Origin of the sequence: Thalassotalea fonticola (assembly GCF_032911225.1) — a bacterium.
GTDB classification, from domain to species: Bacteria; Pseudomonadota; Gammaproteobacteria; order Enterobacterales; family Alteromonadaceae; genus Thalassotalea_A; species Thalassotalea_A fonticola.
Map to the genome: position 1 here is coordinate 322,057 of NZ_CP136600.1, position 13,270 is coordinate 335,326.

Here is a 13,270-nt window from a genome sequence, read left to right on the forward strand (position 1 = left end):
AGATTTTTTTCAATCCACACTTTTTAGGAGTACCACTATCAAATCGTAAATGCTGGTACTACTAAAGTAGTTAGAAGTGTTACTCCACACTCCACACTGAATGGATTCATTGAGATAATGTCAGTAAAGGCTAAACCAGCGTTTATATCAAACGCTAGTTAATATGACTTGTTAGTAAACTAAGTTCAAATAAGTTGCTTTTAAAATATCTAACTCCGCTTGCGCATTTGAATCAAAAGAGTTATTTAAAAGATTGATATCTGCCGAAATATCGAGAATTTGTGATAAACCGACAGGAGATGCACTTAACTGGTTACTGGATAGGTCAAGGTCTATCAACGCTCTGTTACTGCCCACATCTACACTGATTAATTGGTTATTCGATAGATCAAGATCAGTCAAAGCGGTATTAATGCTTACATCCATACTGATTAGCTGGTTATTGGATAGGTCAAGGTAAGTCAATGCGGTAGCATCGCTGACATCCACTTGGATTAGTTGGTTATACGATAAACCAAGCTCAGCCAAAGCGGTATTATTGTTCACATCCACACTGGCTAGTTGGTTACCGGATAGATAAAGTTTGGTCAATGCGGTGTTACTAGTTACATCTACGTTGGCTAGTTGGTTTCTGGATAGATAAAGCTTGGTCAATGCGGTATTTCCGCCCACATCGACACTTATGAGTTGGTTATTCGCTAGATCAAGCTCAGTCAATGCAGTATTACTGCTCACATCGACACTGGTTAGTTGATTATTCGATAGGCCAAGCTCAGCCAATGCGATATTACTGCTCACATTTACATTGGTGAGCTGGTTATTCGATAGATCAAGCTCAGCCAATGCGATATTACTGCTCACATTTACATTGGTGAGCTGGTTATTCGATAGATCAAGCTCAGTCAATGCAGTATTACTGCTCACATCGATACTGGTTAATTGATTATTTGATAGATCAAGGCCAATCAATGCAGTATCACTGCTCACATCGACACTAGTGAGTTGGTTACTCGATAGATCAAGGTCAGTCAATGCGGTATTACTGCCTACATTCACACTGGTTAGTTGGTTATTCGATAGACCAAGGTCAGTCAATGCGGTATTACTGCTTACATTCACACTGGTTATTTGGTTATTCGATATATCAAGCTCAGTCAATGCGGTGTTACTGCTCACATCGACACTAGTTAATTGGTTGTTCGATATATCAAGCTCAGTCAAAGCGGTATTACTGTTTACATCCATACTTGTTAGTTGGTTACTGGATAGGTCAAGGTCCGTTAAAGCGCTAGCACCGCTCACATCCAAGTTGGCTATTTGGTTATTCGATAGATCAAGGTCAGTCAATGCGCTATTGCTGCTCACATCTATACTGATTAGTTGATTACCCGATAGGTCAAGTTCAATTAATGCAGCATTACTGCTCACATCCACGCTGGTTAGTTGGTTACTAGAAAGATCAAATTTAGTCAATGCGGTGTTGCTAGTCACATCTACGTTGGTTAGTTGGTTTTCCCAAAGATAAAGCTTGCTCAGTGCGGTATTGCTGCTCACATCGACACTGGTTAGTTGGTTATGATAAAGCTTAAGTTCAGTCAATGCGGTATTACTGCTTACATCAACACTGGTTAGTAGGTTATTCGATAGGTCAAGGTAAGTTAATGCGGCATTACTGCTTACATCGACACTGGTTAGTAGGTTATTCGATAGGTCAAGGTCAGTCAATGCGGTATTACTGCTCACATCAACACCAGTTAATTGGTTACTGGATAAGTTAAGGTTAGACAATGCGGTATTGCTGCTTACATTCAAACTAGTTAATTGGTTACCGGATAAGTTAAGGTCAAACAATGCTGTATTGCTGCTCAAATCCACACTAGTTAGTTGGTTACTAGATAGCCAAAGTTGTTCCAAAGAAGTAAAGATTGCTATACCGTCAATACTGGTAATTGACTTTGAAATACAGCTAATACTTTTTACATGGTCAACGTAAGTTGCAGTTTGCTCAGCCAGGCAAGCTAAAAAATTAGCATCCGATATTTGAGATATTACATCACTAACAAGCAGCTTAGTCACCATAATATCTACTGTGGCAGTGGCTGTGGCTCCTTCATTATCGGTTACTGTTAACTCAAATGTTAAGGTTTCATTAGTGTCAACAGCGGGGACAATAAAAGTGATTGTTTCAACATTTGTATTAGTTAAAGTAGCTGGAGTGCCTACGGTTTGCTTCCATTGAAAACTGCTAATACTACCATCACTATCCGTAGCGCTACCAACTAAAGTGACCTCATTTAACTCCATAATCGTTTGAGTATCGCCAGCATAAACCGAAGGAGTCTTATTTGTATTTGTCGCTGTGGGGGGTTCTGAATTTGCAGCTGGGGTGGATTCTGAATGTTTGTCTCCACTGCAAGCAACTAATTGAGCTGCAAATAAAATGATTATTAATTGTATATTAAAACGACTCATACTAATTCCCTTCTGCTTTTAATTATTAATGTTAGGAATGAGTCATAAAACATTATTGCTATTTTTTGAACATTTCCCTGTGTTTTTTAAGGTTAGTACACACAATAAATCTGGTCAATTATATAATCGTCAACGGCTGCTGTTTGTTATGAGAACAACCGATGGAAGGGGGATATATCGCTTACTTCTATGCTCTAATAAAGGGACATTGATGTGATTATTCAAGTCGTTATCCGCAAGTAGTGATGCAGAGTGGGCATTTATTCATGGTAGCTAAAATAGAGAAAGGTATTTGACCTATTGACGATAAGTTTAATACTTCATAGCAATCAATAACAGTATCTTTCCTAAGTTAAACGCTTAAGAGACCAGGGATAGAAACGGATTTAAATAATATCAATATGGAGTCCATCGTGACGCTTAAGTTATATTTAAAATTAACTACGACTCTGCTTTTATGTCTGTAATACAACACTAAAGAGTTATTGTTAATTTAATTACCGAAATAATCCTGTAATTCATTTATTGTCGGTTGATGTCGAAATACGAGTTTTCCGTCAACGAAAATATTGGGTGAATGTTTAATGTTGTATTCATTGACTAGTTCGGGATGAGACTCAATATAATCAATATGATATTCGACTCCAACATTTTGCAGTTCGCACTCAAGGTTGGGAATGCAAAAATCGGTTTGGGTAACCAAAAGCTGAACGTCCATGAAAATTCCTTATTAAAAACACGTTATACTTTTAAGTATAGTGCGGCATTTAAGTTATGGTCAAACTAACGACATTATACTGTAAAAATAATGCTCTCAAGAGCAGGAGCATTTAATATCAAAGTTTAGCTGTTTATAGCTACTTAAGATAAAGACCACTCACTACTTAGGTGTTCTGCCCATTTGGGAGTACCAATATTCGCTCCTGAAATATTGCCATGTGGCGTAGCCTCCATCAACTTAGTATATTGCTGATGGTTTATTTTAACCAAGTTTTGATGATCGCCCGCTTCGATATAAACATGGTCGGCATTAAGCAAGACATCGTCAACCATCATATTCATTTTATAGGCTGAACCTATCGCTGGAATTGCCCCTTGCTCACAATCGGTAAATATATCGCCTAAATGCACCTCATTAAGCAAATGGTACTCTTTGCCGGTTAGTTTATTTACTTGGCTGATTGATAGTCTATGACCGACGGATAAGGTAGCCATTAAGTAATCACCTTCATTACTTTGTAAGACGATCGCCTTGGCAACCTGTGCTGTTGGCAAATGGGCTGAGTTGGAAGAGTCTAGAGAGGAGTTGGTACGTCGATGTTTGACTAATTCATAATCTACTTTTTTCTTGGCTAGGTACTCATCAAAGGTAATTGAAATGGCCATTTTGCTCTCCTATTTTATCAACTTCGCTATTTATAAGTATAGTCAATATTAGTTGATTACTGGTCTTGTTGTGGCAAAAATACTGCTTGTTGAGCTTCTTGCAAATTGAATTGTTTTAAAAACTTTGTTTATTTTTTATGTGTCGTGCTTTCATGACCATGTTTCGTGTTCAGCTATACTTTTACAAGTAATGTTAAAGAGGGTTTGATGGCATGAAAAAGATTGACGCAAAACTTATACAGCGTGTTAACCAGGCGTTTGTTAAAGTGAAGCGCAGCCATTTTATGCCTGAATCATTACGTCATATGGCTGATTCAGACAGGCCATTTTCAATTGGTTTTGGTCAAACTATCAGCCAGCCATATACCGTCAGAAATATGTTGTTATGGTTAGCGCCACAAAAGGGCGATAAAGTATTAGATGTAGGTTCAGGCTCTGGCTGGAGTACGGCATTATTATCATGTTTGGTCGGTGCTTCTGGCCGAGTCTATGGCGTTGAAAGAATTTCTAAATTAAAACTTTGGGGTGAACATAACTGCCTTAGCTTTGGTTGTCGTAATGTTCAGTTTTTTGTTGCCGAGCAAAGCTTAGGCTTGTTAGATTATGCCCCTTATGATCGAATATTGGTCAGTGCTGCTGCAACTGAGCAAATACCTCACGAATTGCTCGCCCAGTTGGCCCCAGAAGGAAAAATGGTGATACCTGTCGAGCATATTATTTATGAGCTAAAAAAAAGTTTAACTGATAAAATAGATTATTGTCGAAAGCATGCTGGTTATGCTTTTGTTCCTTTGGTCATTTGATAAATGCGTTTGATTTTCATGTGATTTTTTTTACAAAACTTTTAAAATATACTACAGTTAGCTGAACTGCTTGTTAATAAGCAGTTTTTATGATGTAAATCATATGCTTGCAAAGCAAAAAATATACAATAAATCTAAATATAAACAGGGAAAAATTATGAAAAAGATTTTAATTTCAGCAGTTCTTTTAACTGCTTCTTCATCTGCTTTAGCGGCAGCTCCTGGTGGACCTAATTGTGGTTGGGGGAATATGCTGTTTGAAGGACAATCTGGCACTCCTACACATGTAATGGCATCGCTGACTAATGGCTCTACAGGCAATGCTACTTTTGGTATGACTTTTGGTACTAATGGTTGCTCTACATCTGGTGCTTTAACTTATGGTGGTAAAGAAATGATCGATGTAAGTTTGATCATGGATGAATTTAGTGAAGATGTTGCTCGTGGTGACGGTGAAGCTATCACTGCTGTTGCAGTATCTATGGGGGTTGAAGAACAAGATCGTGCTAACTTCAAACGCACTTTACATACTAACTTCGATAAAATGTTCCCATCTGCAGATGTAACGACAGAACATGTTGTAGCAACTATGTTCACTGTTCTTGAAGAAGATGCGCAACTTGCAAAATATACTGTTGCAGATCAGTAATTTGTAACAATGTGAATAAGGGGCTGCCAAGCCCCTTTTATTTGAAAAAAATTCTTTAAATTCCTTCACGAAACTGTATAACTAACATAAGCCTAGATGGCTTTGTTGGTTATTGTTTTAACCACAATTTCGATTTAATTAATAATAAAACGGTAGTCATTGTTATATGAAAAAACGTTTCGCCTCTCTTTATGTTGTGTGGGGGTTAGTGACAAGCAATTTAGTTTTCGCTGAAAATGGCTTTAATGATCAAAATATAAAACTTAGTAGCCAACAGCAGCTATTAGCCGATGATGAGTTTTGGTTAACGCTTTTATATTATCAAAAAAATGATGTCCAATCTGGTTATCAAAGTTTTGTTGATGATAACCGGTTCTTTTTTGCCGATGATGGCAAAGAAAACCCATTTGCTGAATTGACTTCAACGCTTTCAGCATTTAAAAACACTCCCGAGTCGCAATGTTTATTTCCTGCACGCTTAAAATGGTTAAGCGAAAAGGAGCCTGAACTATTAGCAACGTTCCCTAAGCCTGAATGCAACGAGTACAAGTCTTGGCGAAAAGATCTAAATACTGAAACTGTGGTACTTGTCTATGCATCTAGTCAATTAAACAGTCCATCTTCTATGTACGGTCATACCTTTATAAGGTTTGACCCATATAATGTTGAAAATAATTCAACCTTGCTTTCCCATGCGATAAATTTTGGCGCTAATATTCCGGTCAATGAAAATGGTTTAATTTATAGTATTAAAGGGCTGGGAGGGGGCTATCCTGGCAATTTCGCATCAAATCCATATTTTGAAAAAATTAAAGAATATAACCGCGCAGAAAATCGCGATTTGTGGGAATATAAACTTAACTTAACCAGTGATGAAGTTGATATTATGCTTGCCCATGTTTGGGAGCTTAGAGGAATAAATTTTGATTATTATTTCTTTGATGAAAACTGTGCGTACCGATTACTGGAATTGATTGATATCGCCAGACCAACGGCTAAGCTTGTTGATGAATTTCCAGGAGTTGCCATACCCATTGATACTGTTCGCGTTGTACATGACAAAGGTTTAGTCACAGATGTGCACTACAGGCCATCGGCACGGACTCATTTAGATAATCAGCTGAATCATCTCAATGAAAAGCATCGTGAATTAGCAATTAAACTATCAAATGATATTTCGGTGCGTGACTCCAATGAATTTCATTCTTTAACGGTTACAGAAAAAACAAAAATTGTTCATGCAAGCTATCGTTTGATTCGTTATTTAACCAATAAAGATGAACGGACCAAAGCGGTGTCAAAACGTAGTTTTCAATTATTACAAATGATGCGTAAGCATTCGGCAATCCAACCCCCAGAGCCAAAACGCCCATATAGGCCTGACTTAGGTCATGACACTACTATGTTGTCAGTTAAGCTGGGGGAAAGTAATGAACATGCGTTTGTCGATTTAACCTATCGCGCTAGTTATCACGATTTACTCGATAATATGGCCGGGTATGATAACGGTATGTCTTTGAATATGGGGACTATAGCCCTACGTGCTATTGATGATTCCTTGCAATTACAGCAAGCAGAATTATTAGATATTACCTCATTATCTCCTAGAATGGATTATATTCAACCATGGTCATGGCAAGCCAATATAGGTATCGAACGCCAATGGACAAATATGGAAGATGAATTAGTAGTTCAGGCCCATGGTGGAGGCGGCCTTAGTTATGAGTTGTTTGGGCAGGATAGGTTGTTTTTAATGACAACTGGACGGGTAGAATATAATGAAGGGTTAGTTAATATTTGGGGAATAGCGCCAGGTGTTGAAATAGGATATTTAAATACTTGGCAAAACAGCAAAACGCTTCTAACGGTAGCACATTATAAATTTATTGATGATAAAAGCCGCACGGTTTATAAACTTGAACACAACTGGGCTTTATCAAATGATCACGCTCTTAGAGTGCATGCAAAAAGGAGTCATAATGATGATATCGATTATGAAGAATTTGGTTTATCTGTTCGCGGTTACTTCTAATTTTGAATAATGTAAAAGCAATTTATCCCCATTTATTAACACTGTTCCTGTTGTGTACATTATCGGGTTGCCAAGGATTATTGTTTTATCCAAGCAAGGACATGGTGAGAACGCCGGCTGATGTTGAGTTGTCTTATGATGACGTGTATCTAGATTCAACGGGTGGCACTAAACTTAATGGCTGGTTTTTAGCTGTCGATGAAGGTAAGGAAGTTAAAGGTACTGTTTATTTCTTACATGGCAATGCACAAAATATATCCCAGCATTTAGCATCCGTTTACTGGTTACCAGAGCAGGGCTATCAAGTTTTTTTACTTGACTATAGAGGTTATGGCAAATCGACTGGAACACCATTACTTAGTGACGTTTTAACTGATATAAATGTAGGCTTTGAGTACATAGTTAATCACCCTGGCACTCAGAATAAACCTTTATATATATTGGGCCAAAGCCTTGGCGCATCTATGTCTGGTTTTCTTGTAGGTAGTCAGCCAAAAATGCGCGATAAATTATCGGCGGTAATTCTCGACTCAGCGTTCAGCTCTTATGCGGATGCCAGCCAACATGTTGCTAGTCAAAGCTGGGTAACCTGGCTGATTCAGTATCCAGTTGTTTGGTCGATGCCAGATGATTTTGATTTAATTGATGTAGTGGATAAAATATCACCGACCCCTTTATTAATTATCCACGGTAAACAAGATCGCATTATTCCTTATCAACATTCGCAGATATTACTGGCTAAAGCAAAACAGCCGAAAGCATTATTAAGTTATAATGGTGATCATATTTCAACCTTTTCCGATGTTGGCAACCAACAGTTATTGGTTGAATTCATGCAACGCTATCAAAAAGTTAAAATTTCAAGTAAATAAATTGAACTTTTCAACACTTAACGGTGTTTTGTCCCAGCTTGGTATTGCGAATTATTCACTTCGGATATATAATTCAACCAGCTTTGACGTGGAATGGTTTTTTCCCCTACAACTCTAAGGTTAAATTCCTCAAGTTTCACGTGCCTGTATTAGATAATTCATGGTAGATACCTACCAATTTCTATTACTTGTACACAAAGGGTTGTAACTTTAAGCCCCGCGTGAATAGGGGCTTTTTTGTATCTGCAGTTTAGTAAGTTGATTATAAACTGAAATACAAATTTGCTTTTGAATTGTAGTATCAACAAGGTTGGTACTGTTATTGGGCTATATGCCCATTTTTTGTTTTTGGAGAAAATGATTGAGTAATTTTGAACAAAAATTAACTGAAATGTTACGTCCATCTGTTGAAATGACAGGTGTGGAACTATTAGGATTAGAATTTATTAGTGCTGGTAATAATTCAGTTTTACGTTTGTATATCGATCATGAAAACGGTATCGATGTTGATAACTGCGCCGAAGTTTCACGCCAAGTTAGCGCAATTTTAGATGTTGAAGACCCAATTAGTAGCGAATATAACTTGGAGGTTTCATCTCCTGGTGTAGATCGCCCATTATTTACCAAGCCTCAATATGAGCAAGTAATTGGTGAAACAGTAGAAGTTAAACTTGGTATGCCATTAAATGGCCGCCGTAAGTTTAAAGGTATATTAGAAGCCATTGAAGGAGACAATTTAATCGTTGTTGTTGATGGTCAAGATTATGAATTACCAGTGTCAAATATTGACAAGGGTAATCTAATTGCAAAATTTTAAGAATTTAGTAGTAAAGATTATAAGAGAGGCTAAGTAGAATGAGTAAGGAAATATTACTGGTTGTAGATGCTGTTTCAAATGAGAAAGCATTATCACGTGAAAGCATTTTTGAGGCAATGGAAACAGCCTTAGAAACAGCAACCAAAAAAAAATACGAAGGCGAAATTTTAGTTCGTGTTGAAATTGACCGTGAAAGTGGTGAGTTTGATACTTTCCGTCGTTGGGAAGTTATTGCTGACGATGCAGAAATGGAAAACCCATACGCACAAATGGGGTTAGCCGCAGCGCAATATGATGATGAAACTCTTGAGTTAGGTGGTTTTGTTGAAGATCAAATTGAGTCAGTTAAGTTTGACCGTATAACTACGCAAACTGCAAAACAAGTTATTGTACAAAAAATTAGAGAAGCTGAACGTGCCAAGGTTATTGCAGAATACGAAGATCAGGTTGGTGAAATTATCACTGGTGTTGTTAAAAAGGCAAGCCGCGAAAGTGTTATTTTAGATTTAGGTAATAACGCTGAAGCAGTTATCTTTCGCGATGAAATGCTTCCTCGTGAAGTGTTTCGTCCAGGCGATCGTATTCGTGGTTTATTGTTTGAAATTAAACCAGAAGCACGCGGCGCACAATTATTTGTAAGTCGTGCAAAACCTGAGATGCTAATTGAATTGTTCCGCGTTGAAGTACCAGAAATTGGCGAAGAGATGCTGGAAATAAAAGGTGCTGCTCGTGATCCTGGTTCTCGTGCAAAAATAGCTGTTAAATCTAACGACCGCCGTATTGACCCTGTTGGTGCTTGTGTTGGTATGCGTGGTTCACGTGTACAAGCCGTTTCTGGTGAGTTAGGTGGTGAGCGTGTTGATATCGTATTATACGATGACAACCCAGCACAATTTGTTATCAATGCTATGGCGCCGGCTGAAGTAGCATCAATCATTGTTGATGAAGATAACAACACTATGGATATCGCTGTAGAGGAAGATAATCTTGCTATGGCTATTGGTAAAAGCGGTCAAAACATTCGTTTAGCTAGCCAGTTATCTGGTTGGGAATTAAACGTAATGACTGTTGAAGACATGAAAACTAAACATGAAGCTGAAAACGACAAAGTTCTTAACCTTTTCACCGAGAAGTTAGACTTGGACGAAGATTTTGCCACTATGTTAGTCGACGAAGGTTTCACTTCACTAGAAGAGATTGCTTTCGTACCTGTGTCTGAATTATTAGAAATTGATGGTCTTGATGAAGATATCGTTGAAGAGTTACGTGAGCGCGCTAAAGCTGCACTAACTACTGCAGCCCTAGCTTCTGAAGAATCACTTGAAGATGCTGAACCTGCTGATGATTTATTAAACCTTGAAGGTATGGAAAAACATTTAGCATTTGTATTAGCAAGTCGCGGTGTAATTACCCTTGAAGATTTAGCCGAGCAAGGCGTTGACGAGATTGCCGACATTGAAGAGCTTGATGAAGCTAAAGCTGGCGAATTAATTATGGCTGCACGTAACATATGCTGGTTTAACGAAGAATAGACCCTAGCAGGAGATAGAATTTAATGACAGATGTAACAATAAAACAACTTGCTAGTGAAATTGGCACTGACGAAGCTCGTCTTGTAAGCCAATTAGCCGATGCCGGTATTAACAAATCAGCAAGTGACAGCGTAACCGATCATGAAAAAGAAACGTTACTTGAATACTTGAAAAAACAACATGGTGATACGTCAAATGCGGAACCTACGCGAATGACTTTAAACCGTAAGACTAAATCTACGCTTTCAATTGGCTCTGGTTCAAAAGCTAAGCAAGTTCAAGTTGAAGTTCGTAAGAAGCGAACTTATGTTAAAGCGAGTGATTTAGAGCTTAAAGCACAAGCAGAAGCAGAAGCGAAAGCTGCAGCAGAAGCCGAAGAACAAGCTAAAGTTGCAGCCGCAGAAGCTGAAAAAGTTGCTGCCGAAGCGAAAGCTAAATTAGATGCAGAAAACAAAGCTAAAGCTGCTGCTAAAGCAGAAGCTGATGCAATAGCTAAAGAAAAAGCGAAAGCAGCAAAAGCAGCCGAGCCCGCTCCAGCACCTAAAGTTGAAAACGAAGAAGAGAAAAAAATTCGTTTGGCTCAAGAAGCTGAAGCCGCAGCAAAAGCTGAAGAAGAAGCACTTAAATCTTCAGAAGCTGCTAAAAAACTTGCTGAAGAAAATGAAGCTCGTTGGAAAGAACAAGAAGCTGAGCGTAAGAAGAAAGAAAAAGAGGTTGTTCATGTAACTTCTTCTGTTTACGCTCAAGAAGCTGAAGATAAAGTTGACCAACAAGATGAATCTAGTGGCCGTCGTCGTAAGAAGAAAAAAGGCGGACAAAAAGATGCTCGTGGCGCTCGCAATAAAGGCGGCAGAAAAGGCAAAATGTCTTTAAATGCTCCTACATCTTTACAACACGGCTTTACTAAACCAGCGAAAGCGGTTGAACGTGAAATTCGTATTGGCGAAACTATTTCTGTTGCTGAACTTGCTGATAAAATGGCAGTTAAAGGCGCTGAAGTTGTGAAAGTGATGTTCAAAATGGGCGCTATGGCAACCATTAACCAAGTAATTGACCAAGAAACAGCATCGTTGGTTGTAGAAGAAATGGGCCATAACGTTGTATTGGTAAATGAAAATGCATTAGAAGATGCTGTACTTGAAGACCGTGGTCCTACTGGTGATGCGATTACTCGTGCACCTGTTGTAACTATAATGGGCCATGTAGATCATGGTAAAACTTCATTACTGGATTACATTCGTAAAGCTAAAGTAGCAGATGGCGAAGCTGGTGGTATTACTCAACATATTGGTGCTTATCATGTAGAAACTGGTCACGGTATGGTGACGTTTTTAGATACTCCAGGTCATGCTGCGTTTACTGCCATGCGTTCACGTGGTGCTAAAGCGACCGATATCGTAATTATCGTAGTTGCTGCCGATGATGGTGTAATGCCGCAAACTGTTGAAGCAATTCAACATGCTAGAGCTTCTGATGCGCCTATTATTATTGCCGTTAACAAAATGGATAAAGAAGGTGTTGATACTGAACGTGTTCGTAGTGAATTATCTCAACACGACGTACTTTCTGAAGAATGGGGTGGTGACATTCAATTCGTTCATGTTTCAGCAAAAACCGGCTTAGGTATTGATGACTTATTAGACGCTGTTCTACTACAAGCTGAAGTATTAGAATTAACTGCTGTTGTTGATAAAATGGCTGGTGGTGTAGTTGTTGAATCTAAACTTGATAAAGGTCGTGGTCCAGTTGCTACGGTTTTAGTTCAAGAAGGAACATTGAACCAAGGTGATATCGTACTTTGTGGTCTAGAATATGGACGTGTTCGTGCAATGCGCGATGAAAATGGTAAAACCATTACTACTGCAGGTCCTTCAATTCCAGTTGAAATTTTAGGATTAAGTGGTGTACCACAATCTGGTGATGAAGCTACCGTTGTTAAAGATGAGAAAAAAGCACGTGAAGTTGCGTTATTCCGTCAAGGTAAGTTCCGCGATGTTAAACTTGCTCGTCAACAAAAAGCTAAGCTTGAAAACATGTTTGCTAACATGGCTGAAGGTGATGTTTCTGAAGTTAACGTTGTTCTTAAATCAGACGTTCAAGGTTCACTTGAAGCAATCTCTGATTCTTTAATTAAGTTATCTACAGACGAAGTTAAAGTTAAAATTGTTGGCTCTGGTGTTGGTGGTATTACCGAAACTGATGCTTCACTTGCTGCGGCGTCTAACGCTATTGTGGTTGGTTTTAACGTTCGTGCCGATGCATCTGCGCGTAAAGTTATTGAGTCTGAAAACTTAGACTTACGCTACTACAGTGTTATCTATGCATTGATTGATGAAGTTAAGTCAGCGATGAGTGGTATGCTTGCCCCTGAGTTCAAACAAGAAATCATTGGTCTTGCAGAAGTGCGTGACGTGTTTAAATCACCAAAAATTGGTGCTATCGCTGGTTGTATGGTTACTGAAGGTATCATCAAACGAAGCGCGCCAATTCGCGTATTACGTGAAAACGTTGTAATTTACGAAGGTGAATTAGAGTCATTACGTCGCTTTAAAGATGATGTACAGGAAGTTCGTAACGGTATTGAATGTGGTATCGGTGTTAAGAACTATAATGATGTTAGGGTTGGTGACCAAATCGAAGTATTCGAAACGGTTGAAATTCAACGTACCCTGTAATATTTAAGTTTAATAAAATAGGGGCTTAGCCC

Annotated in this window: 10 protein-coding genes; 7 read left to right on the top strand and 3 right to left on the bottom strand. The window is 38.5% G+C overall.

Annotated features, from left to right (window positions below; genetic code table 11):
- Positions 1-171: 171 nt before the first annotated feature.
- The 3 genes from RI844_RS01365 to RI844_RS01375 form a co-directional block, all read right to left on the bottom strand.
- On the bottom strand, positions 172-2,472 hold the full coding sequence (locus tag RI844_RS01365) for a leucine-rich repeat domain-containing protein (protein WP_348396688.1): 2,301 nt from the start codon (positions 2,470-2,472) through the stop codon (positions 172-174).
- 493 nt (positions 2,473-2,965) lie between these two features.
- Entirely contained in the window at positions 2,966-3,190 is a 225-nt protein-coding gene (locus tag RI844_RS01370; protein ID WP_348396689.1) for a hypothetical protein, read from the bottom strand.
- Positions 3,191-3,333: 143 nt separating this feature from the next.
- Positions 3,334-3,858 (bottom strand): aminoacyl-tRNA deacylase, encoded by a 525-nt coding sequence (locus tag RI844_RS01375; RefSeq protein WP_348396690.1) that lies wholly within the window; start codon positions 3,856-3,858, stop codon positions 3,334-3,336.
- 212 nt (positions 3,859-4,070) lie between these two features.
- Here RI844_RS01375 and RI844_RS01380 point away from each other — a divergent pair, with 212 nt between their 5' ends.
- The 7 genes from RI844_RS01380 to infB all read left to right on the top strand — a co-directional run bounded on the left by RI844_RS01380 (position 4,071) and on the right by infB (position 13,238).
- Complete coding sequence (locus RI844_RS01380; RefSeq protein ID WP_348396691.1) at positions 4,071-4,661, top strand: protein-L-isoaspartate O-methyltransferase family protein; 591 nt, start codon at positions 4,071-4,073, stop codon at positions 4,659-4,661.
- 157 nt (positions 4,662-4,818) lie between these two features.
- Positions 4,819-5,310, top strand: a complete 492-nt coding sequence (locus RI844_RS01385; protein ID WP_348396692.1) for a DUF3015 domain-containing protein — start codon at positions 4,819-4,821, stop codon at positions 5,308-5,310.
- A gap of 166 nt (positions 5,311-5,476) precedes the next feature.
- On the top strand, positions 5,477-7,342 hold the full coding sequence (locus RI844_RS01390; RefSeq protein WP_348396693.1) for an Lnb N-terminal periplasmic domain-containing protein: 1,866 nt from the start codon (positions 5,477-5,479) through the stop codon (positions 7,340-7,342).
- A 101-nt stretch (positions 7,343-7,443) separates the two neighbouring features.
- Positions 7,444-8,214: an alpha/beta hydrolase gene (locus RI844_RS01395; protein ID WP_348396694.1), complete on the top strand. Its 771-nt coding sequence runs from the start codon at positions 7,444-7,446 to the stop codon at positions 8,212-8,214.
- A 361-nt stretch (positions 8,215-8,575) separates the two neighbouring features.
- Entirely contained in the window at positions 8,576-9,031 is a 456-nt protein-coding gene (gene rimP / locus RI844_RS01400; RefSeq protein ID WP_348396695.1) for a ribosome maturation factor RimP, read from the top strand.
- Positions 9,032-9,069: 38 nt separating this feature from the next.
- Positions 9,070-10,563, top strand: coding sequence for a transcription termination factor NusA (nusA, locus tag RI844_RS01405; RefSeq protein ID WP_348396696.1), 1,494 nt, complete (start codon positions 9,070-9,072; stop codon positions 10,561-10,563).
- Positions 10,564-10,586: 23 nt separating this feature from the next.
- Positions 10,587-13,238, top strand: coding sequence for a translation initiation factor IF-2 (gene infB / locus RI844_RS01410; RefSeq protein ID WP_348396697.1), 2,652 nt, complete (start codon positions 10,587-10,589; stop codon positions 13,236-13,238).
- Positions 13,239-13,270: the final 32 nt, after the last annotated feature.